Genomic DNA, 24554 nt, shown 5'->3' with positions numbered 1-24554 from the left:
AATGGCCTATTCAGTAACAATGACCCGCGCGCAAAAGCCCCGCAGCGGCATCGCGATGGGCGGCTTGGGCTGCGGATGGTTCGAGTTGCGGCAGGATGGGCAATTTTACAACTGGCGGATCTTTAATAACCGCCCCATCGCCCAGGGCTCCTATTTTCTTGAGAATTCCCAATCGGCTCTATTCTTCGTCATTCGATACCAGGTCGAGGGAGAAACGCCGCGCCTGTGCCTGCTGCAGATCGAGGAGAGCCATGGGGTCGCAGGGCTGGAGGAGCATGAGTTCCAATACATCTTCCCCTGGCTGAGCGGAGTGGATGCGATTCATTACGAAGCCTCGTTCCCCTTTGCGGACCTGAAGTACTCCGCCGCGAACATGCCCCTGGAGGTGACCCTGCGCGCATGGTCTCCCTTCATTCCCCGCAATGCAAAGGACTCGGCGCTGCCCGCCGCGTTCTTTGACTTTTCCCTCCGCTCCACCTGCGGCAAGCCGGTCGACGTGCTGCTGCTCTCCTCGATGAGAAACTGGGTCGGCTACGACGAGCCGGACAAGACGTGGAGGAATCGGATCGTCGACGCACCCTGGGGAAGAACGTGCGAGATGTCATGCGACGGCATGGATCGCACCCGCGAATCCTTCGGCAGCATGGGGCTGTCCTCCCTGCACCCGGAGTCGCGGTACTACTGCGGCTGGGGGCATCCCCATCCCTACTACGAGCGCCTCCTGCGACAGCCCGACCTCCCCGATCTGGACGATACCGACGCCCGCAACGCGATCGATCCCAGGACAGGAAAGCTGCGGGCCATCCATAACTGCTTCAATAGCATCGGCCGTGCCTTCCGCCTGGAGAAGCGTGGGCAGAAAGCGGACCACACCTTTCTCGCCACCTGGGATTTCCCGAACCGCCATGCCATCCCGGCGCGGTGTCCCGGCATCGGCCCCGCTGGCTACCTGGAGGCGGCTGCCTCGGGCACGGAAGCGCAGCCTGATGGCGCGGAGAGCGAACTCATCGAGGGGCACTACTACAGCAACTTCTTTGGGTCCGCCGCCGAAGTCGCTGGCTACTGCGCCGAGGAGATCACGCGGCTGCGGGACGAGTCGCGCCTTTTTCACGACACCTTCTTTGCCTCGACGCTCCCGGGGTTTGCGCTCGACCAGATCAACTCCCATCTCAACACCTTTCGCACGAGCAGCTGGTTCACCTCCCGGGGCGATTTCGGGCTGCTGGAAGGGCTCGGGCCGACCCGCGCCTACGCGGGGCTGTCGACCATGGATGTCGCGATGTATGGCGGCATCGCCACGGCGCTGCTCTTTCCCGAGCTGGAGCGCGCTGTCATCCGCTCCCACGTGCGGTTCCAGAACGACGATGGCTCGGTGGTTCATTCCATCCGGCAAAACTTCCAGATGAAGAGTCCGCTGGAGGCGTCGGGCCTGCGGCTCGACATGCCCGCACAGCACGCCTATATGGCGCTGCGCGCCGGTCTCTGGGCCGACGATGCGGAGTTCCTCGCCGAGGTATGGCCATCCGTGGTCAAGGCGCTGGAGTATGGACTCGCCCGACGCGACAAGAATGGCGACGGGCTGCCGGACATGGAGGGCATTATGTGCTCGTACGATAATTTTCCCATGTACGGGGTGGCCCCTTATGTGGCGACACAGTGGCTCGCTGCTTATGCCGCCGCCGCCACTGCGGCCCCGCTCGTCGGCGACGAGGCATCCGCCCGACGGTATCGCTCCGTCCTCCAGCAGGCCTCCCGGGTGGTCGAGGATCACGCATGGAACGGGACGTACTACGATCTTTACGTGGATGGTGACAAATCCGACCCAGGCTGCATGACCGACCAGATCATCGGCCACTGGGCGGCGCTGCTGCTCAATCTGCCCGGCTTTCTCAAACCCGAGCGGGTGCGGTCGTCGCTGCAGGCGATCCTGCGCCACAACTACGCTCCCGACCAGGGGTTGCGCAACTGCCAGTGGCCCGGCGACACCTTTCTCCACGACGTACCGGAGGATTGCTGGGTCGACCAGGCAAACACATGCTGGAGCGGAGTCGAACTGGCGTTTGCCTCACTCCTCATCTACGAAGGCATGACCGCCGAGGGCCTCGACATCGTACGCAACATCGACGAACGCTACCGCCGATGGGGCATCTACTGGGATCACCAGGAATTTGGCGGCCACTACTTCCGCCCCATGTCGGCGTGGGCCATCATTCCGGCCGCGCTGGGCTTCACGCTGGTCAACGGCGTGATGACGATCGCCCCCAGGATCACGGATGCCTCGGGCGACTGCCGCCTCTTTTTCACCACGAGCGAGTCGTATGGTCTGTTCCGCCGGACCGGGAGGTCTGCCTCCATCGAGGTTGTCTCCGGCGTGCTGAAGGTGCGGTCGCTGCGCCTGCGCGCGCACCCGGCCGAGGCCTGGAGCGGAGAGAACCAGGTGCTGGCCGCCGGGAGCGAGGAGCACCCCGGCACCCTGAGGGACGGGTTTCTCTGTTTTGACTTCTCCCGGGAACTCCAGATCCCCGCGGGGGAAACGCTCACCCTCACGTCCCTCTCACCGCTTTCCCGAGAACTAATCCCTGTATGACCCCGCTCCCTCACCGCTACCCCAAGGAACTTCCTCGTTCCGATGTCTTTCAAATCACGACCTCCGGCGAATCGCTGGATGTCCTGCACCACACGGCGGCGCACCATGCGTCGTTCGAATGCGATGGCTCCGTCGCCATCGAGATCACCTTTGCCCAGCCGGTAAAGAGCGTCCTGGTGCGTCCGCTCCGCCACGGAATCACCGTCGAGATCACGGACCGGAAAGCGCGTTTTGAGATCCCCGGCCCGACACTCCTGCAAGTGGAGGTCGCAGGTCTTCCCCTGCTGTATCTTTACGCTCTCCCTCCGGCACAGGAAGCACCTGCCGGAGCCCATGTGAAGAGGTTTGAGGCCGGGCGCATCCATGAGGCGGGAATGATCACCCTCAATGATGGAGAGATCTGCTGGATCGAGCCCGGAGCGGTGGTGAGCGGGGCGATACGGGCGCAGGGCTGCTCGGGCGTGCGCGTTGGCGGCTACGGTATTTTCGAGGGCAGCTTCTGGCCCCGGCACGAGGGCAGGCGGCTAAAGTCGATCGTCTTCGAAAACTGCCGCGATTGCTCCGTGGAGAACCTGCTGATGCTGGGGCCGACGAGTTGGATGGTCGTGCTCGCCAATTGCGAAAACGCAAGAGTTCGCGGCGTCCGGCAGATCGCCGACGATGTGAGCTCCGACGGCATCGACATCGTCGGCTCCCGGGAAGTCCGCATCTCGGGCTGCATGCTGCACAACGGCGACGACAACATCGCCATCAAGGCCCTGAAGGACAACCCGGGGCAGAATCACGAAAACTGGAACAACCCCGTGGAGGATGTCGTCGTGTCCTCCTGTGCGTTTTACAACATTCACGGCGGGTCCGCCATGGAGATCGGCTACGAGACGAGTACCGAGTCCATACGCAATGTCCGGTTTGACGACATCGACGTCCTCGCGGTGCACAACTTCGGCTCGGTCTTCGGCATTCACAGCGGCGACCGCGCCCTGGTGGAAAACATCACGTGGGAGAACATCCGCGTCGAGCACCACTACGACAAGCTCGTAGACTTCCGGCTGGTCTGGTCCCGCTGGAACCGGGATGCCGAGCGAGGACACGCCCGCAACCTCCTCCTGCGAAACATCACGGTCACGCAGATCGCGCCCAACGTCGGCTACACGCTCAGCGTGATCGCGGGATACGACGCGGACCATGCCATCGAAAACGTGCGCTTTCAGAACTTCGTGCTGGGCGGCCGCCGGGTCCAAAACGCGGATCAGCTCGATCTTGTCACCCGCCACGCCCATGGCGTGACCTTTGAGTAAGCAAAAAGCCGATTTCCGCTGGAGGTAGCACGGAGGTTCTTCCTGGGATGACCTTCCTTGACATCGCCCTCTTGTCGCCCCAAGCAGCGCAGTCGCTCCGAAAAACAAAAAGCCGCCGGGCCGACGCGGATTTTCAACATGGCATTGCCGCCTATCCAGGTAAAATGAAACTGCCATCGAGGCCAGCTTCGCCCAGGCGACTCACGTCGAGCGTCCCATGCCTGGATAGTGCGGATCTTCAGGGGCGGCAGGCGAGCAGGTGATGAAACACCAGATGGGCGGCAAGTCGATGCCCCCGGTGATCGGGATGGTTGAGTCCATTGATGAGCCACACGTCGGTGTCCAGCCCGCTGGCCGCCAACCGCGCCCATTCCTTGTGAATATCTGCCAGCGGAATGTTGTGCTCGCGGGCGATGGCGCGAATGACATCTGCATACCGCTCCAGCACGCCTGTGCTCTGGATTGTGATGATCGCATCCGCCATGCCGAGATGGTCCGGATGGATGCGGAAGCTCGGCTTCCGGGCCATGAAAGGAGGAGTCAATAGCATGATGTCGGCCTCGGTCTCCTTGCGAATGGTGCGGACCATCTCGGACAAACCTGCTGAAAACTCGGCGAGTCCCGGTTCTCCCTTGAGGGAGTCGTTTAGTCCAAAGGCAATCAGGACAAGGTCGGGCCTCTGGCTCAAGACATCCCGCTCCAGGCGCTTGAGAGCATTCGTCACATTGTCACCGGAGACTCCCGCGTTGAAGGTTGAAAAGCTGGCGGTCGGGTAAATATCCTCCAGCTTCATCTGCACCTGCCGGTGATAGACACTGGAGCTGTCGAGGACATGTTGTTCCATCACGCCTTGTGTGACGCTGTCGCCAAAGGCGACGATACGTACCGTCGGCTTCGAGAAGTCTCGGGATTTTTCCTGGATGCGGTCGAAGAAATGTTGCACTTCGGATTCGGGCTGGTGTGGGCGTACTCGTATGAGGACAGTGGAAAGGCGCTCAGGTGTCCCGGACGATCAACTGCGGTCGCAGCAAAATGTGGCGGGGCTTGGGGGCTGCAGAGCGTTCCTCGATCTGATCAATCAGGAGGGCTGCCGCCCGGCGACCGATTTTTTCCGCCGGCTGATCGATGCTCGTGAGATTCAGCCCGGCAGCCTGGAAAATCTCGCGGTTAAGATTGTCATACCCCACCAGGGCGACGTCCTTGGGTACGGAGAATCCCGCCTCTCGCAGCGCCAGGAAGGCTCCGTAGGCCATGTTATCCTGCATGCAGAATATCCCGTCGAACTGCGGGCGGACCGCGCCTCGGGCGGCATCGGCTGCAAGCCATTCGCCGACGACCTTCCTGGCCAGTTCCTCGTGGTTGACTCCACCTAGCGCGGCTTCATGAATGGGGTTTGCCCTGATCCCATAATCCTGCAGGGCATTGAGGAATCCTTTGCGACGCTCATAATCACTCACGCCGGAACGTTCGCCAAAGGAGAGGAGGGCCAGGCGGCGATGGCCCTTGAGAATCATGTGCTCGGTGGCCGCGTAGGCCCCCGCGACGTTGTCGGAAAGGACGCTGGGTGTGTCGATATCGGGCAGATAACGATCGATCATGACGAGAGGGATCGACTTTGCCTTGATGCGCTTGATCAGGTCCCGAAATACCGGACGCTCGAGATTTGCCACATCGGGGAATACCGCGATCCCTGCGAGATTGCCGTCGACCATGCGGGCGAGCTGCTTGATCTGGTAGTCCATGTCGCCGTGGTCATGGGCCAGTGCCACGTGAAAATCCCGCTCTGCGGCCAGGGCTTCCGCGCCTTGGACAATGCGGGCTGGCAGGCTGATGGCTACAGACGGAACGACGAGTCCGATGAGCCTCGCCGGAGTCTCCGCGTCGTTGCGCGGAGCGGTGACCTCCTTGGCGAGCCAGGTGCCGCCGCCCCGGCGGGTTTCCAGGAAGCCACCCCGGTGAAATGGTTCCATGGCCTTGCGCAAGGTCACTCGGCTGACGCCCATCTCGATGCAAAGTTCTCTCTCCGATGGCATTCGAGCCCCGACGGCCATCCGGGAAAGCCGCGACTGCAGCTCTTTGGACACCCGTGCGTAGGCGGGCAGCAGACTTTGATCGTTGAAGGGCATGAGGTGGTGGGACGCGAGGCTATGAGCGCAGGATCGTCGGAACTCTATAAATGCTTCTCATCATTGTCATGATAAAAAGACCAAGAAGAGGGATTTCGTGAGGAACCGAAGTCTGAAGAGATCGCAAGAATGCCATGGTGATCCATTGGCATCGCGTGTGATGAAGACGATGGCCGCCGATTCCTTGCGTTCCGCAGGAAATTTCATTCAATTGGATTTTGGTATTTACAATAATACCAAAATAGATCAGCATTCGCTCCATGTTGTCCTCCCCCCTGGCCGTCAACGACGTGTCTTCATCGTGCGATTCTCTCGCGACGACGGATTGCGAAGATGCGTCTCCGGTGAAGCTGACGCTGCACCTCATCGGCAACGCGCATCTCGATCCCGTCTGGCTGTGGGATCGGCGCGAGGGAATGAATGAAGGAATCGCAACCTGCCGGGCGATGGTTGGGCTGTTGAGGGAATTTCCGGAGTTTCGTTTTATTCGCGGGGAGGCTGCGATCTACAGCTACATCGAGCAGCATGCCCCGGATCTCTTCGCAGATATCGCCGGGCTGATTCAGGAGGGGCGGTGGGATGTTGTCGGCGGCAACTGGATTCAACCCGATACGAATCTCCCCTCCACCGAGGCCATGCTTCGTCAGTTTATTCGCGGCAAGGAGTACTTTCGACGGACCTTTGGAGTCGAGGTGAGGACGGCGTGGGCGGCGGACTCTTTCGGGCATTCCGCCGGTCTTCCCGAGATATTGAAGGCCGCTGGCATGGAGAACTTTGCATTCACCCGGCCCCAAGCCGCGATATTCCCTCTTCCTTCACAGGCCTTTTGGTGGAGGTCCCGCAGTGGAGCGCGCATCCTGGCTTACCGTCCTCATGATGGCTGGTATGCGAGCGAGCGAGCCGGCATTGGGGAGCGGCTCGATGCCTGCCTGGAGCGGGCGGAGGAGGAGGGTGCCGAGACGGCGGCGCTGTTCTACGGATTGGGCAATCACGGGGGCGGCCCATCCCGGCGGCACTTGCGGGAGATACGTGAGTGGATCAGTCAACATCCCGAGGTGGAGGTAAGGCATTCCGGCCTGCACAGCTTTTTTGGAGAGTTAAGAGCGGAACTGGACAGGCGAGGTGAAGATTCCATCCCGACGGTGGAAGGGGAGCTAAACTTCTGCCTGCGTGGCTGCAGTGCTTCTGTAGCTCGTTTTAAATACGCCTACCGCCGTACCGAGGCGCAGCTCATGCGGGCCGAACGCGCCTCGACATTTTGCGGGCTCCCGGATGAGGCATCGGACGGATTCACGGGGTTGAAGGATGCCTGGGACGCTGTGCTTTTCAACGCCTTTCATGACATCCTGCCGGGGAGCAGCATTGAACGAGCCTATGCTGATCAACTCGCTCAGCTTGGTTTTGCCGCGACGAAGGCGCAGGATGAGGAGACATCCGCGCTTCTTCAACTCGCGAGGCGCATCGACACCAGGAGCGGAGCATGGACTGTTCCCCCCGATCATGCCCAGCCGCAGCCAGTGATCGTATGGAACCCCCACCCCTGGGCGATCCGCTCTCAGGTCGAGGTGGAGGTTTCCCTCGACCATCGACCGCTCTGGCCCTACGAGGGCAGGACCGAGGAAATTCCCCTCGTCGTCGTCGACGCCGCGCAAGGAAAGGCCCTGCCGCATCAGATCATCGCTGAGGAGCATGATTCCTTCCGCCATATCCCGTGGAGACGCCGGGTCGTGGTGCCGGTGGACGTCCCTCCCCTTGGCTGGACACTGCTGCAGATGGGTATCGATCCGGGTGCGAACGTGGAAGCGCCGGAGATGAGTCCCGCAGCCCCTCGTTTCCGCTGCGATGCCGTCGTCGGTGAAGATGCCGTCCATTTCACGCGGGAGGGAAATGCCTGGCTGCCGGGGGGAATGCAGATCCGTCTTTACGAGGATACCTGGGGTGCATGGGGCGGGATGAATGAGGAGCAGGACTCCTGGCTTCTCACCAAAGAGATCGAGCGACTGACGATCGTTGAGACGGAGGTGGTGGAGAGCGGCCCTCTTCGGTTTGCCACGTGGGTTCGTTTTGCGGGCAAGGATGTCCGATCCACGATCGAACTCACCATTCAGATCGACGGTAGGACTGATGCCATTCAGATCAGCGGACGGGCTCTCCTGGCCGACCGCGGCGTGCGCATGAAGCTGGTCGTGCCTGCGACCGGTGCCAACGGCTGGGCAGAGTATGCCGTGCCGGGCGGCGAGGTGGCTCGTGCTGCTTGCGGGGAAGTTTCCGGGAATCTGTGGGTGCGCGCCGGGAGTGGCGAGAACCGGATCGGTTTCGCCAGCGATGTTCTCTACGGCTTTGATACCACGAAAGACGAACTCCGAGCCACCATCGCACGCACTTCGCGGTACGCGAGCGATGTCCACTATGCCCGGCATGAGCGCCCATGGCAGCCGTGCGCCGATCTCGGGGAGCACGTCTTTCGCGCCATGCTGACGCCAACCGTGGACTCACTGGCACGATGGTCCGACGAGCTGCAGACCCCGCTTGTTTCCCTTACAGTGCCGGCATTTGCGGCCCGCGCTGAAGCCGAGCTCCCGGCGAGGGACTCCATGTTCCACCTCGATCAGCCCTGCATCCGGCTCCTGGGAGTCACAAAGGGAAGCGGAAGCACTGTGATCATCAGGCTGCAAAATCTGTCGGATGCACCCATCTCCCGCATTACGGGGCGGTGCTTCGGGGCGGATTTTGAACTCACGAAAATGCTGCCGCATGAGATAGCCGCCTGGGAGCTGGTCCGGGCGAAAGACAAGCCAGATTTCATAAAGTCCTCCAAACAAAATACCCTCCAATAATAACTATATGAAAACGCGTACTTATGTAAAAACCATCGCCTGCTTCGTAAGCGGAACCGTCCTTGCCTTCTCTGGCGCAGCACAGGCCGCAGTCGTCGTTAATGACGACTTCTCAAGCGGAACCCTCGATGGCTGGAATGTGGTTTCAGGAAGCTGGAGCGTCATAGACTTTAACGGTTCCAATGTGGCCGAGGCAACCAGCGGAAACAGCCAGCTCCAGACTGTCTTTTCCTCATCCATCGTGAGCGCATTCACGATCAATTTTGATTACGGATGGGAATGGGGTGTGAACGACTTCACTCTTCAGCTCGGAGTCAAGCTGCTCGACAATGGCGGAAACGGATATGCCTACACCATTCGCCAGGCCGCTGCCGGATATAAATATGAACTGTTCACCGTCACCGGGGGAGCGGACACATCGCTGCTGGTGAGCGGCAACGCGCCTTCAGAGTCGGGAGGCCAGCCTCTGGTGGGAGCTTCCCTGACCTGGGATGGAACGACCTTGCGAGGCTATCAGGGCGGCGATCTCGTCATCAGCACCAGCCCCGGGCTGCAGTATGATACCTTCAACCAGCTTGTTCTCCAGCAGGTCGGGCTGAACGGTCATGCGAGATTCGACAACATCGTGGTCGATGTGACGGCCGTGCCGGAACCCGGGACTTCCGTATTGCTGGGATTGAGTCTCCTTTCCGTAGTCATCATGCGTCGTCGATTCCGGCGTCCTTCGTGCGAGCGGAGCCTTTGAGTTGATCATTTTCCGGCGCGATATGAAGAAAATGGCCAGGAGCCTTTGTCTGGGCGCTCTCTTGACGATGATGAATCTGAGCTTCATTGCGCACTCTGAGGTAGCCCCTCAGGGTGCGGGCAAAACGGTCCAGGTCACGATTTTGAAAGACCGCGAGTATAATGGAAAGTATGACTCGCTAAGTCACTTCAAGAAGCTTGCCGGTGCCGTCGGATGGGAGTTCGATCCGAATGCTGAAACGACGGCGGAACTCAAGCGATTTGGGGTCAAGACGATACGCTGTATCAATGTGGATGGCGTCACCGGCATCTTTGAGCCGGATGGAACCTTTCGCATCACTGGTGGAACAGAGAGGCTCGACCAGAATCTTAATACCTGCAAGGAGCTGGGCGCCGTACCGCATATCATTTTCGGACAAAGCGTACCTGGCGAACTTCAGGCGACAGCGAAGGATGTCGAGGAGCGAGTCTCTGTCCTGGGTCAGCAGGAGGGGCAGGTCGTTTATTTCAACGGAGACTGGCAAAAACTGAGGGCTTACTGGCGGGCGCTTTATAAGTACATCCTCCTGGATCAAGGTTTCCTCAACGCCCGTTTCGAGATCGGCAACGAACCGGACATCGGCGGCGTCTTCGCACGCCGACTGACTCCGGAGAAGACGCCTGCGGGAAGCGCCGCGCTCTACGGCCTCTACTACGAAACCTATACCAACGTCGTGAAAGCGGCGGAGCAGTTTGAAAAGGAGTATCCAGGTTTGCGCGTCGTGATCGGCGGCCCAGCTCTGGCCTGGGCTTTCACTCAAAAGTACGGCGATTTCAAATGGCTGGACCGGTTCCTGAAAGACGCGGCAAAGGACAAGCTGCGCGTCGACTTCATTGGGGTGCATTACTATGGAAACGTATCGTCCCTGAATGGCGAGTATCCGATGAATTTCCCGTCCTTTGTCAAAATGCTGAAGGCGGCAAAGTCCGTGAGAGATGCGACGTTCCCGGGAATTCCGTTTCAAATCACGGAGTGGGGGGCGAGCTATCACACGCAGAATGACCCCTGCGGATATGTGAACGCCACGAATATCGCCTCGGCATGGAGCGCTGCGTTTCTCAAGCTGATGGCTGAGCAGGAGATCGACGAAGCGATCTTCCTCGTCACTACGGATCTGCAACTCGCCAACACGTCGGGCTTGGCGGCGAATGGGTGGGGCTGGCCTTCCTTGTTTGTGAATCCTCAGGTCTTCGGCCAGCCGTGGCCCAAAACCCCGGCTCACATCCTGGACATGGCAGCCCGGTTGTCTGGAGAACGTGTCACCTTGACGAGCGCCAACAAGGCGATCGACGGCGTCGCGTCTCTCGACAGGAACAAGCTGACGATCATGCTGTGGAACTATGCCGCTGAGATCCCGGAAACGAGCCCCCCGGAAAATCTGGGGAAGGACCTGCGGGTGGAGCTGGATTTCGACCAACTGATATCCCGCCCCGGCGGGAGAATGGCGGCCGACAAGGTCTCGACCCAGATGGTCAGTGAGAATCTCTCGAACTCCTGGACGATCTACCAAAAGACCGCAAACGTCGATAAAGGCAGCCGTCTCCAGACTGTTGAGGAAAAATCCCTGTCGGGGAGCGGCAATAAGTATTCCCTCCTCCTTCCCAAATGCAGCGTGGCTTTCCTCACGATCGATTTGAAACCCCTCGAAACCAAATAAAGATATGCCCAGATATTTTCAGACAGTTTGCATGGCCGCCATCCTGGGGCTGCCCGGCGCATATGCCGGCGGCCTGACCCTGGATCGGGAGCTCAAGTTTTCCAGCGATGAGTTGTCGTCGGGTACAGCCACCAAGCCCCTCGCCATCTATTCCGCGGAACCGACCGCTCCCGACACCCTGGCCTGGGATGCCATGGGCGTAAGCCTGCTCTACGGCAATCGCCTGTGCATGACCGATGCCGGATCCACCGACAGCTGGGTGATCTGGAAAGTGGCTCTGCCGCCGGGGTACAGCGCCAAAAAGGTCACGCTGGGCCTGGCTCAGATCATCCTCGACGGAGCGAAGAGCGGGGAAGGTGACGACAAGGTCGCCGTTTCTTTTAGCCTGGATGGACAAACCTGGACTCCGATCGAAGAGATCGAAAACCTTGGCACCAGGACGGACGCGAAAATCATTTCGAAATTTGTCTGTGAGAAGGAGATCGATGGAGCAGGAGTGGAGGAGTTCTATCTACGCATCGGCCACGCCGAGGGCACGGACATCCAGAGCGACAGCGGCTATTGGGCGGTGCTCACGAGCACAGATCCCCAAGGCGGCCCCTCTCCAGACTCGTTCATTTCCGTCGTAGTAAATCACTAATATTTCCACCTTATGGGTGCCTCCCCCAGGTCATCGGCCTTTACGCTGATCGAGTTGCTCGTGACTCTCGGCATTATTGGCGCGCTTTCCATTCTGATCATTCCTGTTGCTTTCAAGGTCAGGGACAATGCACGGGCCGCTGCCTGTGCGAATAACCTCAAGCAGGCCGGAGTCGGTTTCGGTCTCTATGCGGCTGACAATGATGGCCGCCTGCCCACTCATGACATTGGTGTCGACGGCAATGTAAGCTCCTCGTTCTGGAGCCAGGTCGCTCCTTACGTGAACTGGCAGCAGGGATCGGATCGGGCCTCCCTGGCGGCGCATACCATCATGCACTGCCCGAATCACACCGAAGCCCCGGGTTCCTTCAGCTATCGCGGTAACAGCGAGTTATTGAAAGCTCCAGAAACTGGTGGCCTGAAGATGGCCCAAGTCAATAATCCCTCCAAAAAGATCCTGCTTTACGAGGTGCATGTTTATTGTGAATGGCCGATCGCCAGCATATCCGCTTCAGGAACAGGAAAGACGCCGTGGATGCCAGAGTTTGCCCATCACGCTCATGGAGTATTCTCGAATTTTCTTTTCGCAGACGGCCATGTCGAGGCCAGCGGCGAGAACCTGAGCAACCGTCCGACCTATTGGGAACCCTAGTATGAATCCAGGCATGTTGAGATCTATGTCATTCGCCGTCATTTTGGCGGCGGGCGTGAATGTTGGAGGCGTGGCACACGCCGCCGACGAAGTGGTTGAGGCCGTGTGGAAGCAAGGAGGCCAGAGACGTGGAGAGCCCGTGGCCTTTGTCCGGCCCACGGGTGGAGGACATCCGGTCGGAATGCTGGCTCTCTCGGGAAAGAAAGTGCTCCGGATTTATTCCGGCGATGGCAGCCGCGACTATTCCGTCTCGGATTTTCAGATTTCGGGAAATCGAGTCGAGTACATCGGTTCCGAGAGTCTTCCTTGCCTGGAGGAGGCCGAGCTGTTTCCCGAGTCCAATAACGGCAATGCCATCGGATGGTACAAGGATGGAAAAAAGTATCTCCTCTATGCCCCCGGGGCGTTCCTCCCCGAGAGGCAGCTTTGTTTCGATTACCAGACAGACGAGACGTGGTCGCCGGCTCCGCCGGAAGATCAGAGCGCGCTTTTGCCAAAACTGCAGGAGAAGCTCAAGGCGGGGAAGCCGGTATCCCTCGCCATTCTCGGTGATAGCATTTCCGCCGGGTCGGATGCCTTCCGGGAACCTCCCTATTTCACCCGCCTCGCCGACATGCTCGGGCACAAAACAGGCTCGACCGTGAGTGTGACCAATCACTCCAAGGGTGGCGAGTCGACGCCCTATGGGGTGGCGCAGGCGGCCTCCGTGGCAGCGGAAAAGCCGGACCTGGTGATCATCGGCTTCGGCATGAACGACGGCTCCGCCAGCCTGAAGGCCGAGGATTTCAGCCAGAATATCCATTCCATCATCAGCACGATCCGCCGTGATTCTCCGGAAACGGAATTTGTCATCATCAATGGCATGACTCCGAACCCCGACTGGAATCTGAGCAATCCCGAGATCCGGGAGACTTATCCGAAAGCCTTGCAGCGGCTGAAGGGAAAAGGCGTTGCCGTCTGCGATGTGCGTACGACGTGGACCTTCCTGGTGGACCGCAAGGGATTCTGGAGCTTGACGGGAAACGGGGTCAATCATCCCAATGATTTTGGGCACAAGCTTTACGCGGATGCCCTGCTTTCCTGCATCTCGGGGGAAGCTGCGAAAAGGTGAGGAACCATAGCTCGATGAAGGAAGCACTCGTCAAGGAGACGCCGGAGCTGTTCTCAAAAGCTGCGCGGTGGATATGGGATACCAGCGACCGTCTCTCCGATCATTATTATCTCCGGGCAAAAAGAGCTTTCCGACTGGGGGCGAAGGAATGGCTTCGCGCCCAGATCCCCGGTGCATCATCGTTGAAGATCACCGCCGACGCCTATTATCAGGTCTGGCTCAATGGCGTCGTCCTCGGTCATGGTCCGGCCAAATCTCCGCCGGGAGAGAGAATGGTGGACGCCTACGATATCGGCCAGTGGTTGGTGGCGGGAGAGAACATGCTCGAGATTCTGGTGTTGAGCCTCGGCTCGGGCACGATGAACTACAGCCTTGGCGAGGCGGGACTGATATTTGAGGTTCAACTGCCCGAAGCAAACATCGCGAGCGATGAAAAGACTCTGGTGCAGAGAGATGCCCGCCGTAAACGCCGAACCGTACGACGCTGGATCATGCCGAACATCGAGGACATCTCCCAACAGCGTGGGAGCTCCCGATGGGAGGCGGCCCAGGTTGTTTCCAAAGAGTGCAGGCTGATTCCTCGCCCCGTGCGTCAGGCGTCGCGGTATCCTCTCGTTCCGCAGAGGATCGTGGCGCACGAGGTCGTGAAGCTGCCGGAGTTTATCTGCAGTTTCCTCACCAAGCCCTATCTGGTGCCGCCGGATCAAGCGCGCCGTTGCAATATCTTCGATACTCCTGCGTACATTGTGACCGACCTGATCTCGGAGGAAGACCAGACAATCGCCTGGCTGGCCGCTCCGGGTGGAGCGAGGTGGTATCTTGAGGACCGGTTGATCGGAGTTTCCTCTGGATGGACTCGCGATGAGCCGGGCGTCCCCAAGGTATTGCTGAACCTGAAGAAAGGCGCCAACCGCCTCGTGGGCGTGCATGGGAATGATCACTTTTCCGAAACTCACCTCGCAGCGTTTGCTCCGAAACCTCTCTCGGTCCGGAACCCGTTTGGAGCCGGAGGCTTTCAGGTGATCCCTACGACGCGGGAGGAAGTCGAAAGATGCGGCAAGCGTCTTGGGAAGGATCTTTCCAGGAGAATAGCCGCAGGGGCGCTTCCCAGGATGGATTCACGGCACACCTCCCCGGGGGCGAACTTTCATGATCTGGTTGCCAACGCAGAGACATTGGAAAAGAAGAGCAACTCCTTTCTGCGGACCAACCTCGGATGGAAACTGCTTCCGGCTGTCGGCAATACCGCCATCCGCCTGATCGTGGACCTGGGTGCCGTGCAAAACGGATGGCTCGCATTCAAGTGCTTCGGACACAAAGGCAGCACGCTGATCTTTTCCTTGGTTGAGGCGATCGATCAAGGAGCTCCTTTGACGTTGAACTGGCCCGGTCCGGTTAACAACTCGCTGCGCTACGAGCTTCACGATGGGTGGCAATCCTTTGAGAGCTTTTTCGCCTATGGCGGCAGGTACCTGATCATTCACCATCAAGGGGAGCACTCCGTCGCTCTCGCGTCTGTGGAGATGCTGTCCGCCAACTGCGGCAACCTTCCCCAGGGGGCGTTTCGGTCCGACAACAGCATGCTCAATGCGATTTACGCGCTCTGCGAGCAGACACTGATTTCATCGACCGACGACACGCTGACCGATTGTCCGACATATGAGGCGGTGAACTGGAATTTCGACAATCGCCTGGGCGCCATGTCGGATCTCGTCACCATGCGAAACATCCCGCTGCTGCGGAATACGATCGAGCAATATGGCCGCGATCCACAGTACCCGGGCCTGGTCCGCTCGCATACTCCGAGCGCATGGGATAACCGCATCCCTGCATTCAGTTTTCACTGGATTCTGCTTTGTCGGGAATTCTACGAGCATACGGGCGACCAGGGATTTCTTGAGACCGTCTTTCCCCAGGTTGCGCGAGGGCTGGATGAGTCATTACAGATGATCGAGCCGGGAGGTTTGATGCTTTGGCCAGCGGATGAGGAACCCTGGCATATTATTGACTGGCACCCGGACCGTGATGATATCGGGCGTCCCTTTGTCTCCGCCGAGCAGGCACTCTTTGTCGGGGCCCTGGAGGCAGGCGCGGCGTTGGCTGGCAGCCCGGCACAAGCTCGGCTCTGGCTCGATGCGGCACGTCGGTTGAGGGAGTCCATTCATCGCAGATTTTGGGTCCCGCAGCGGGATGCCTACGCCGACAGCATCCATCAGGATGGTTCGATCTCAAGGGTTAGCAGCGCGGCCAGTAATGCTGCTCTGGCTTATTACGGGGTCGGATCACAGGCATGGAGAAAACGTCTGCTCCAGCGTCTGACAAAGGAGGAAGGCGACTTACTCCCCATCGGGAGTCCCATGGGCCTGTTTTACGTCCTCGAGTTCCTCGACCTCCATGGCGAGACAGAGGCGATCTTTACGACGATCCTTCGGAAATGGAGCCAGATGATCGAGGCCGGGGACAAGACGGCTTGGGAACACTTTCCTGAACATGAAAACAAGCGATTCCCCACCCGGAGTCGATGCCATCCATTCTCCACTTACATCCTCAAGTATTTCCGCAAGTACCTCCTGGGAATCGTTCCGGTGGGAGTCGGAATGAAAGAGTTCCGCTTTCACCCTCAGCCGCCCTCCATGGTGCGCAAGGTTGATGGTGCGCTGCCCACAGCGGACGGCCCGATCCGCATCAGTTGGCACAGGGATGGTCGCAAGGTTCTTTCTTCCATCGAAGCTCCCAAGGGAGTGAGGCAACTTTCATGAAAAATCGTTATTCCGTCATCCTGGGAAATCTCGGCAATACCTGTGATCGCTTTCTACCCAGCGGCTACAAGGAAGTCGTTCCCAAATTGGAAATGATCCATCAGGCTGCGGCGATACCCGGCATCGAGGGGATAGAACTCGTCGGCACCTGGGATATCACCGAGGCCAACGCCGGTGAGATCGATGGCTGGCTCAACGACGCCGGTCTGGCGTGCGTCTCGATCATCCCGGATCTGTTTTCACAAAGACGATGGGGTTTGGGGAGCCTCTCGGCCAAATCCGCCGAGACCCGCCGCGCGGCGCTGGAGGAGTGCCGGTCGGTGGCTCGCATCGCGAGGCAGATTGGTTGCCCCTTGATTAATCTCTGGCTCGGGCAGGACGGTTACGACTACCCGCTCACGGCGGATTACCGCTCCCAACGCGCCTATCTCGCGGAAAACATTCACTTGATCGCCTCCGAATTCCCGGAGATTCGCTTCGCCTTGGAATACAAGCCCAAGGAACCCCGAAACTTCTCCTTCCAGGCCCGGGCAGCCGATACCCTGCTGATGGCGAAGGAAACCGGTCTCGCCAATGTGGGAGTATGTATTGACGTCGGCCACGCTTTCATGGCCGGGGAGAACGTGGCGGAATCCGCGGTCCTGCTCCAGCATCACGGAGAGAAGCTCTTCCACATGCACTTCAATGATAACTATCGGTCATGGGACGACGATATGATCGTGGGATCGGTACATTGGGTTGAATACGTCGAGCTGCTGCATTGGTTGCGAGAGACCGGCTATGCAGGCTGGTACTCGATGGATCAATATCCCTATCGGGAGGACGGTGCTGCCGCCGTGCGGGAAAGCGTGGCATTCCTTCAGAACGTGGAAGCCCTCCTGACGGAAACCCGCCAATCTGAACTCCGCGATCTGATCGCAGCCGGCGACGCGACTGCGACGACCCGATACGCGCGCAGGACATTCCTGGCTAAGCTGTAACATCCACCGGCCTTTCGCAAAAGGAACCTCCATCGCCAACCCAGGCGATGCGGGTTTGATCCGCATGGGAATGTGATACGGCCTTCGCGCCGGGCGACGCGCTTTTTTGGCCCGAGCTCCATCCCGATTCCGGGACTGGGCTTTGTCGCCCTGGATACCCGCGGCTAGCCGCGAGGCACGCCATGCTCGAGTGCGCCGTCCGCCAAAGGCTGGACCGGAAAAGTCCGCACTTTCCGATCAGGCCCAGACACCCTGGGAACACGTCGGACGTCAGTTGCCCGGGACCGGCTTGACCGTGATGTCGTCGATCCAGACGGTGGCTCCTGCGGGCATGCCGTCATAGGCGAGAAAGACCCGGAGCCGGCTGGTGTCTCCACCCACCTTCCCACGCCAGACGACCTCCGTCCAGGAATCGGAGGGTTGCACCAGCACTGCGGCCCAGTTGCTCTTCAGACGCTTTCCGGAGGAGTCCGCCTCGTCCACCGCCAGACGCCCGGCCTTGTCGATGCCCCGGGTCTTGACAAAAAACCGCAGTTCCAGCTCGGTGGCATTGACCTGCAAGGGCGGGAAATTCAGCAACACCATCCCCTGGATTTCCCCCGAGAACTCCCATTTGAGCGCCTGGTTTCCGGAATGGGCGTCAGCCGAGTCGGCCACGATGGTAAAGGGGCTGTCCCACTTGGCTGCCGGACGATAGACCGCCGGTTCACCCGCCGGTTGCCAGGTTGCACTCCAGTCGACCAACTGAGCTTTCACGTTTTCGAAGTCCTCCCCCTCGATGGGAGTCTGGGCGGCCAGGCGGCCTGCTCCCAGGCTCAGCATCCCCGCGAGCAATGCGAGTCGCAGTGTTCGCATCCGGGATACAGTGTGCAGGAGGCTTGTGGCTGAAACTATTTTCCGTGGGGTTCGCTTCGTCTTCATCTCGCGCTTTCGGGGTTACTGGTTGCTGGGGGTTGAGAAATCATGGTCGTTTTCAGGGAGTGAGACAAGATCCCTCCCTGGCGGCGGGAAGCGCTCATTGGCGAGACGTGATGGTGACCGGGCCGGGTGTCGCTCCCTGTTTCCATCCCAGATCGACTGCGATGTGTTCCGTCTTTCCGTCGCTCCAGAGGACCTCCCATTCCAGGAGATCACCGTCGTTCTTCAGCAACTTCGCCACCGGGGGATGCTCATCCGGGCCGAGCGGAACGAGCAGGTTCACAAATCGGGTGCGGTCCGTCGGTGCGGAGGTGCTGATCGCGAGCTGATAGCCGCGCTGCTCCTGTTTTCCCGGCCCGGGCGCATTACCGGCCGCCACGATGGTCGGCTGTGAAACGGCAGCCGCATCCACGGGGAACAAGGGCAGCACCGCGAGGGCGGCACCCGCCTGCCGGGAGAGATAGGAGGCTCCGTCCCTCGAGAACTCCCCAATGGAATGGCAGAGCCAGGTGAGCGAGCGGGCCTTGTCGGCCGCCATGTCGTCGACGACAAGCAGCCAGCGTTTGGTCATGACGAGGCTCCGAGTCAGGTCCACGCCGGGCGCATTGCGCCGGTAGGCGGAACCGAAGGAGCCACGGGCGAAGCCGTAGTCAGCGCCCAGGTATTGACTGATGATCCGCGCCTCATCGAAGTCCTTGTAGGGGATGCCTTTTTCGTTCCAGTACGTCCCGTCCTGTCCCTGTCCCTTGCCATCGACGAGGAGCGTATTGTGATCGCGGGTCCACTTTGCCGCCGTGTATCCGGTATCGATGGCGAGATAGGCTCCCTTGGCAAACATCCAGAAGCTGCCGATATCGGGATGGACGTGCCCGCAGTTGAGCACCCAGTCGGTCATCTGCTTCATCTTGTCCGCCGCCTTGTGCCCCAGCGGCGGGCCGCAGCGGAAAATGTAGCTGGTGGCATCATCCCCCCACCCTGATCTCCACGCCACGACATCGTGGTCGGGGAAGTAATGGTAGGGCGGTATCTGGTCGAGAGGCTTGGGCTCGGGCGTGGGATTGAACCACAGAAAGGCGGTGGCTGGATAATCCTGCTCCGGAGTGCGGCGCTGGTAGAGATCTCCCACGGTACGGCTCTCGGGCGATCCCGCCTGGGCAGCGATCTCCCAGAGCATGGCGTGGTTGTTGGTCTTGCGCGGCCCCAGCTTGCCCTCGGTCCAGCCTACGGAGTCCCCGATGCCGAATGCGCCCGGCGTACCGGGCAGACTCAGGTGCAGGCCGAAGAGCCAGGAGTCCCGCAGGACGGGAATCTGAAAGAGATTCTCCCCGGTCGCACGCGCCAGGAGTTCCGCTCCGCGAGCCTGCCAGTTCAGCGCGTAGGTCCAGTAGCCAAAGCCCTCATAGTAGTAGCCATCCTCGCTCTGCACGTATCGGGAGCGGCGGAGGATCGCGTAGCTGCGGGTGAGCCAGTATTTTGCCTCCGGCACATCGTCGATCAGGGCCAGCGCCGTAGCCATCAAGGCGACAGCCGGGATGTACGTGTGATTCTGATCAAAGGGGACCTTTTCCGTCTTGTTCGGGTCATGGTCGAGGTAGACATACCGGGCGTGCTCGATCAGGCCATTGCGCACGATGGCGCGGTCCGCCTCGCTCATCTGGTCGCGCAGGATGTCGTAGCCGACCGCGATATGATAGAGATACCACGAGGCTTCGAGATCGAGGTTGGGGCGGTAGTGAATGCCCCACGTATCCTCCTTGCAATGCGCCACCATCCAGCGGATCGCTCCCTCGGCATAGGATGCATCACCGGTCACAAACCAGGCGAGGGCGGCTGATTCAATCCGTTCGACACGCCAGTATTTCGCCCCGCCGCGCACCTGATCGGAGTTGGGCGTTCCCTGCTCTGCTCTCACTCCCTCGGCGTTGGCCAATACGGCGTTCCAGAGATCCGGGCGCTCGAGCGCTCTTTTCTGGAGGGCTTCCCGGTCATCGGAAAAGAACAGCAGCCGCGGATGGCGGGCGGCATAGCCCTCGGCAAGAGCGACCTTCAGCCCCTTGAGATCTCCAAGCAGGGTGGTCGCCGGAGCATAACCGTCCATCCGCGCCATCACAGGAGGCTCGGAGGATTTCTCCGTCTCTTCCTCGGGCGCAGGGCCTTTGGCCACCGGCAGAGGGGGCTTGGGCTGGGGAACGTCCCCCGGCTTCACCGTCATGGGTGGCCCCAGATCATAGCTGATATCCGCGATCCAGATGGTCTGGGCCGATCCCGCGGGAGAATCATCCCCCCAGAACGTGAGCGCGTTGAACCCGGTGATCTGCGACGAGTTCCAATCGAAATATCGCTTCGGGACTTCCTTCCCATCGATGGAGACCGTCAGTCCTTTCGCCGGGTCAAAGTCGAACTCCCATTTTTTCCAGCCAGCGGACCCGCGCGCTCCGAGGAACTTCATGGCCTGCCACGCCATGCGATCGGAGGGCAGACAATCGATCAGGCAATACGACCCCTCGGGCTGAAGGAAGCCGGCATACATGATCGCCCCGACGCAGATGCGGCCATTCGCCTCCCCCGTGCCCCATCGCGGCCCCACCGCGCGCGCCTTTCCCGGGCTCGCGATCGTGCCATCGTCATAAACCAGGAAGCTGACTTTGCCGGACCCGTCGGAGTCCCGGAGCTTGAGGGATGCTGTCGAGCGCGGCGGGATCTTCATCGACGGCCCACCGGAGGGACCGGGGCGGGCGGAATCCATCTCCACTCCGCCGGTGAGATTCCAATGCTGCAAATCAGCCACCGTTTCCGCATGAAGCGAAACGACCGCCGCGCAAAGAAGTGCAAGAGAGACTTTCATCCAGGGGATAGTTTTTCGCCAGAACCTCAGATACCTCTATCACGGCATCTGGGCAATCACAGCAATATCAAATGTTTGATTAAAAGCGGAATCCTGTCAACCCCGGGTTGGAAGCAACCGGAAATTCTCCAGGCCGGAAACGGCCGCCATCGCGAAATGGCGCTCCCTGCCGGGAAGGAGAAGCTGTGCCGACGCCCGGATTTTCGCTAAGGAAACCGCATGGAGCATTTTCAATCGATCGTCGAGCAAGTCGGCATGGCTGTCGACGCGGCAGGCGTCCTGGTCATCGTCGTCGGAATCCTGGTGGCTTCGCTGAAGGCGATCCTCCCCTCTCCCGGCCCAAAGGGAGCGGATCGTTATACGATCTACCGGCAGCGGCTGGGACGAGCCATCCTCCTGGGCCTGGAGCTCCTCGTAGCCGGCGACATCATCCGCACCGTGGCCGTGGCCCCGACGCTGCAAAATCTCGCCGTGCTCGGCCTCATCGTCGTGATCCGGACGTTCCTGAGTTTCTCTCTCGAGATGGAGGTCAGCGGTCGCTGGCCCTGGCAGGAAAAACCGGGGAGAGCGCGCTGAATCGTCCGCCCCGGCAAGGTCCGGATAGCCTGCCGGTGAGGCGCATATCTGCGGATGGGTCTGGTCGCCGACCTAGCCTTTGGCGAACCGCACCCGGGCTCCGGCCTTGAGCTTGAGCTCGATGCCCCCGCTGCCGCTTCCCGTTTCGACCGAGGCTCCCGTCGTTCCATCGGGATGAAGTTCATGCGCCACGAGTCCCGCCAGAGCAGGCAGGGTGACGGTCACGACCGCATCTGTCGGCGAAGGATTTCCCACGATAAACTGTCCCGACGCATCCTTCTCCACGTAGGCGAGGCCGGGTTCGCTCCGGGAGATCTGACCGTCTCCGCTCTTGAGGGATTTTCCTCCGGCCAGGTAAAGCGCGGTAACGGCTCCCGCCTCGATGCGTGAGTAGGCCTGCACGGCATCCGTCTCGATGCCAGCCGCCTTGAGAACACCGGCAGGACGGTAGGAAACGAAGCAAACGTCATTCCCCGTCGCGGTCTGAATCTCCAGAGCGCCATACCCCTCGGCGATACCACCGCTTTGCTTCACCTCCTTGACGCTGGCGGAAGCTCCGCAGGAAAAGTCAATAACACTTCCGAACAGGACATCCTTCGCTCCGGAACGCCGCTCCAGCAGGGTCGGAGGAAACTCATCCTTGCCCTTGACCCGGAAGTGCCCATCGGCCGCCACCACCTCGGTGGGAGCGCCACCCGCGGCAAAGAACCGCGCCGCCTTGCCGCCCGGAGTCGTGATATTCGCCGTCCACGCCTGATCGGTCACCTCCGAACGGGTGGGGTTTCCCAGGGCATTGTATCCGTCGTTGACCGGCTCCGGAAAAGTAAAGGGCGACATCTTGAGCCCCACGTCGAGCTTGCCCCGGAAATGCCAGGCCAGATCGTACTTGTGCTCCTTGTCACCGGCTGCGGCGAAGAGATCGGCGAGGTAGTTCGGCGTGATGAAAAGGGCCCGGTCTTGAGAGATCTTGTCCACCGCGAGCGTATCGGACCACGCCCGCTGCATTCCCATGGTTTCCGCCGGGGCAAAGACCATCTGCTCCGCCACGGGTAGCGGCGTCCCCTTGGGCTGCTTGTAGATATTGCCCGAGAAGACTTGCGATTTCTCGTCCACCGTGAGCGCACAGTTTGCCAGAGTGGTCCAGTACCACTTCGGGTCCATCGGGTCGTTGTACGGAAAGATCACGCCGGGGAAAGGTGACAGCACCTCGTTCATCGCGAAGATGTCGATGGCGAGTTTCGAGGGATGGCCGTGGCTCCCGCTTTCCCCGTACTCCATCAGCACCTGGTTCCAATTCTCGGGTGTCGGCACTCGCAGCACTCCATAACCCACCGCAAAATAGTTGGCGCTCTCGGCGCTGCGCTTTACCGCTGCCGAGGAATCTGCCAGCTCCGGAAAGAGCGACGGAGGACCGGCGTGAATCGTCATCGAAAGCTGCTTGGAGGCGTTTTTCACGATCGGGATGTAGGCGGGATCCTGATAGCGCCGATAGCCGTACATGTACGGCATGCCCACCTCATTGCTCTGCCAGTCGGCCTCGGGGAGCAGTTCAAACGGAGCGGAGTCGTGCAGGGCCGGGATGTCGAGCCTGGGCGTGGGGTATGCCAGTACGATGGCGGAATCGAGCAACCGCTTCAACGCACCATTGTCGTAGCGGTAGAGGTCAATACCGTGATGCCAGAGCGTCTCCGCATCGTTGAGCAGTCCGCACGAGGCGATTCCCGCTTGATAGGCCGGAGCCCCCTCGACCCACAGCCCGTCGGGGCGGATGCACTTCGAGGTGAAATGCGTGCCGAGCACGCCTCCGGTCGGCGCTTCCTTCGTGCCGCCCTCTCCATAGAGCGCGATATGGACGAGATCCTCATTATCCGTCGCGTATCCTGCCATCAGCACCGCCGATGTGCACAGCGCCGCGCGATTATGGGTCGCGTTGATGTAGGTGTTTCCCGTCATCACAGGGTGATAAAACTGGGAGGCTACATCGGCGAAAAAGTCCTTCACCTGTTGGCGCTCCTCCGGCGTCCACGATTTCAGGTTGTAAATGAGGTCCGCTCCGAAGGCAGCGCGAGCCAGCCAGAATCCATCCTCAAGGAACTGCCCGGTGAGACGTCCATCCTGGGCGCTGCGATAACGCTTCTCCGTCCAGTCCTTGGGATGAGGCATGTTCTTGTAGCCCCGGGCATATTCGAGAAGGAGCTTCTTCGCGTACTCCCCATACTCTTCATTCCCCGTCATCACATAGCCGATCCCCATGTCGGAGATGGTCGCGGAGCTGTCCCGATGCCTGCGGTAGTCCTCCTTGGTCGGCGGCTCGCCGCCCTGCGCGACCGGCGTGATGGCCTGGCCAAGAGACTTGTCCAGGTCCCGCTTCAGCCTGGCGAGGCTGTCCTGCATCTCCTTGCTGTCGGCCAGCCGGCCTTTCAGATCATCGATATCCTGCTGGTCCCAGAGCGTGCAGGGATGCCCCTTGGTCATGCGAGGCTCGCCGGAGACTTTCGCGGCACTCCCCGCGGTCGTGGCGGGGGTCGGCGCGATGTTCGCGGGGCTCATCTGCGGCGTGTAGGTCAACGATTGCGCCATGGCACAGGTCACACCTGCCGCGATCACGGCCAGAAAGATGCTCGTTCGGGAAGTCTGCATAGGGGGGAGGGATGTTGCGCGCGGGATGTCTCGGCTCCGCGGCCAGCCCGCCGGAAGCGGGTGATTTTCTTACCTTAATCAATCGTGTGATTCACTGCAACCTGATTTTCCAAGTCCATGGAGAGAGAGATATTAAGCGCCGATT

General features: G+C 60.3%; 16 protein-coding genes. 11 read left to right on the top strand and 5 right to left on the bottom strand.

What is annotated here, in order from left to right:
* The first annotated feature begins 1 nt into the window (after position 1).
* Positions 2–2587, top strand: a complete 2586-nt coding sequence (locus tag TSACC_RS03995) for a GH116 family glycosyl hydrolase (RefSeq protein WP_084400170.1) — start codon at positions 2–4, stop codon at positions 2585–2587.
* Positions 2584–3885, top strand: a complete 1302-nt coding sequence (locus tag TSACC_RS03990; protein ID WP_075078096.1) for a glycosyl hydrolase family 28 protein — start codon at positions 2584–2586, stop codon at positions 3883–3885. Before TSACC_RS03995 ends, TSACC_RS03990 begins: the two co-directional genes overlap by 4 nt.
* 238 nt (positions 3886–4123) lie before the next feature.
* Here TSACC_RS03990 and TSACC_RS03985 read toward each other — a convergent pair whose 3' ends face one another.
* A complete protein-coding gene (locus TSACC_RS03985; protein ID WP_075078095.1) occupies positions 4124–4828 on the bottom strand; it encodes an SGNH/GDSL hydrolase family protein in 705 nt (234 codons plus the stop codon).
* 52 nt (positions 4829–4880) lie between these two features.
* Positions 4881–6011, bottom strand: coding sequence for a substrate-binding domain-containing protein (locus TSACC_RS03980; RefSeq protein WP_075078094.1), 1131 nt, complete (start codon positions 6009–6011; stop codon positions 4881–4883).
* 260 nt (positions 6012–6271) lie between these two features.
* On the opposite strand from TSACC_RS03980, the gene TSACC_RS03975 reads away from it, so the two are divergent.
* Genes TSACC_RS03975 through TSACC_RS03940 form a run of 8 tightly spaced genes read left to right on the top strand, consistent with a single transcriptional unit; the run spans position 6272 to position 17430 of the window.
* Entirely contained in the window at positions 6272–8848 is a 2577-nt protein-coding gene (locus tag TSACC_RS03975) for a glycoside hydrolase family 38 N-terminal domain-containing protein (RefSeq protein WP_075078093.1), read from the top strand.
* Positions 8849–8855: 7 nt separating this feature from the next.
* Positions 8856–9593, top strand: a complete 738-nt coding sequence (locus TSACC_RS03970) for a PEP-CTERM sorting domain-containing protein (protein ID WP_075078092.1) — start codon at positions 8856–8858, stop codon at positions 9591–9593.
* Positions 9594–9624: 31 nt separating this feature from the next.
* A complete protein-coding gene (locus TSACC_RS03965) occupies positions 9625–11289 on the top strand; it encodes a glycoside hydrolase family protein (protein ID WP_237763896.1) in 1665 nt (554 codons plus the stop codon).
* 31 nt (positions 11290–11320) lie between these two features.
* Positions 11321–11929: a hypothetical protein gene (locus TSACC_RS03960; RefSeq protein ID WP_075078090.1), complete on the top strand. Its 609-nt coding sequence runs from the start codon at positions 11321–11323 to the stop codon at positions 11927–11929.
* A gap of 12 nt (positions 11930–11941) precedes the next feature.
* Positions 11942–12580 carry a type II secretion system protein gene (locus tag TSACC_RS22065; RefSeq protein ID WP_075078089.1) on the top strand — a complete coding sequence of 213 codons (639 nt, stop codon included), beginning with the start codon at positions 11942–11944 and terminating at the stop codon, positions 12578–12580.
* Positions 12581–12605: 25 nt separating this feature from the next.
* Complete coding sequence (locus TSACC_RS03950; protein WP_075078088.1) at positions 12606–13691, top strand: SGNH/GDSL hydrolase family protein; 1086 nt, start codon at positions 12606–12608, stop codon at positions 13689–13691.
* 14 nt (positions 13692–13705) lie between these two features.
* On the top strand, positions 13706–16450 hold the full coding sequence (locus TSACC_RS03945; RefSeq protein WP_075078087.1) for an alpha-L-rhamnosidase-related protein: 2745 nt from the start codon (positions 13706–13708) through the stop codon (positions 16448–16450).
* The gene (locus tag TSACC_RS03940) at positions 16447–17430 is read left to right on the top strand and encodes a sugar phosphate isomerase/epimerase family protein (RefSeq protein WP_075078086.1); all 984 of its coding nucleotides are present in this window, start codon (positions 16447–16449) and stop codon (positions 17428–17430) included. Before TSACC_RS03945 ends, TSACC_RS03940 begins: the two co-directional genes overlap by 4 nt.
* A 270-nt stretch (positions 17431–17700) precedes the next feature.
* Here the strand turns inward: TSACC_RS03940 and TSACC_RS03935 are convergent, their stop codons facing one another.
* Positions 17701–18285 carry a hypothetical protein gene (locus TSACC_RS03935; protein WP_153811244.1) on the bottom strand — a complete coding sequence of 195 codons (585 nt, stop codon included), beginning with the start codon at positions 18283–18285 and terminating at the stop codon, positions 17701–17703.
* Between the two features lie 160 nt (positions 18286–18445).
* Entirely contained in the window at positions 18446–21193 is a 2748-nt protein-coding gene (locus tag TSACC_RS03930; RefSeq protein WP_075078084.1) for a DUF4962 domain-containing protein, read from the bottom strand.
* Between the two features lie 219 nt (positions 21194–21412).
* Here TSACC_RS03930 and TSACC_RS03925 point away from each other — a divergent pair, with 219 nt between their 5' ends.
* Positions 21413–21769, top strand: a complete 357-nt coding sequence (locus TSACC_RS03925) for a DUF1622 domain-containing protein (protein WP_075078083.1) — start codon at positions 21413–21415, stop codon at positions 21767–21769.
* A 72-nt stretch (positions 21770–21841) separates the two neighbouring features.
* Here TSACC_RS03925 and TSACC_RS03920 read toward each other — a convergent pair whose 3' ends face one another.
* Entirely contained in the window at positions 21842–24409 is a 2568-nt protein-coding gene (locus TSACC_RS03920) for an alginate lyase family protein (RefSeq protein ID WP_075078082.1), read from the bottom strand.
* Positions 24410–24554: the final 145 nt, after the last annotated feature.

Origin of the sequence: Terrimicrobium sacchariphilum, from assembly GCF_001613545.1 — a bacterium.
GTDB lineage: Bacteria > Verrucomicrobiota > Verrucomicrobiia > Chthoniobacterales > Terrimicrobiaceae > Terrimicrobium > Terrimicrobium sacchariphilum.
This window is presented reverse-complemented; position numbering and strand designations above follow the sequence as displayed.

Bases quoted from the DNA above. Each gene is read 5' to 3' on its own strand.
- TSACC_RS03995 (WP_084400170.1), top strand. From the start codon at position 2: ATGGCCTATTCAGTAACAATGACCCGCGCGCAAAAGCCCCGCAGCGGC.
- TSACC_RS03990 (WP_075078096.1), top strand. From the start codon at position 2,584: ATGACCCCGCTCCCTCACCGCTACCCCAAGGAACTTCCTCGTTCCGAT.
- TSACC_RS03980 (WP_075078094.1), bottom strand. From the start codon at position 6,011: ATGCCCTTCAACGATCAAAGTCTGCTGCCCGCCTACGCACGGGTGTCC.
- TSACC_RS03975 (WP_075078093.1), top strand. From the start codon at position 6,272: ATGTTGTCCTCCCCCCTGGCCGTCAACGACGTGTCTTCATCGTGCGAT.
- TSACC_RS03970 (WP_075078092.1), top strand. From the start codon at position 8,856: ATGAAAACGCGTACTTATGTAAAAACCATCGCCTGCTTCGTAAGCGGA.
- TSACC_RS03965 (WP_237763896.1), top strand. From the start codon at position 9,625: ATGGCCAGGAGCCTTTGTCTGGGCGCTCTCTTGACGATGATGAATCTG.
- TSACC_RS03960 (WP_075078090.1), top strand. From the start codon at position 11,321: ATGGCCGCCATCCTGGGGCTGCCCGGCGCATATGCCGGCGGCCTGACC.
- TSACC_RS22065 (WP_075078089.1), top strand. From the start codon at position 11,942: ATGGGTGCCTCCCCCAGGTCATCGGCCTTTACGCTGATCGAGTTGCTC.
- TSACC_RS03950 (WP_075078088.1), top strand. From the start codon at position 12,606: ATGTCATTCGCCGTCATTTTGGCGGCGGGCGTGAATGTTGGAGGCGTG.
- TSACC_RS03945 (WP_075078087.1), top strand. From the start codon at position 13,706: ATGAAGGAAGCACTCGTCAAGGAGACGCCGGAGCTGTTCTCAAAAGCT.
- TSACC_RS03940 (WP_075078086.1), top strand. From the start codon at position 16,447: ATGAAAAATCGTTATTCCGTCATCCTGGGAAATCTCGGCAATACCTGT.
- TSACC_RS03935 (WP_153811244.1), bottom strand. From the start codon at position 18,285: ATGCGAACACTGCGACTCGCATTGCTCGCGGGGATGCTGAGCCTGGGA.
- TSACC_RS03930 (WP_075078084.1), bottom strand. From the start codon at position 21,193: ATGAAAGTCTCTCTTGCACTTCTTTGCGCGGCGGTCGTTTCGCTTCAT.
- TSACC_RS03925 (WP_075078083.1), top strand. From the start codon at position 21,413: ATGGAGCATTTTCAATCGATCGTCGAGCAAGTCGGCATGGCTGTCGAC.
- TSACC_RS03920 (WP_075078082.1), bottom strand. From the start codon at position 24,409: ATGCAGACTTCCCGAACGAGCATCTTTCTGGCCGTGATCGCGGCAGGT.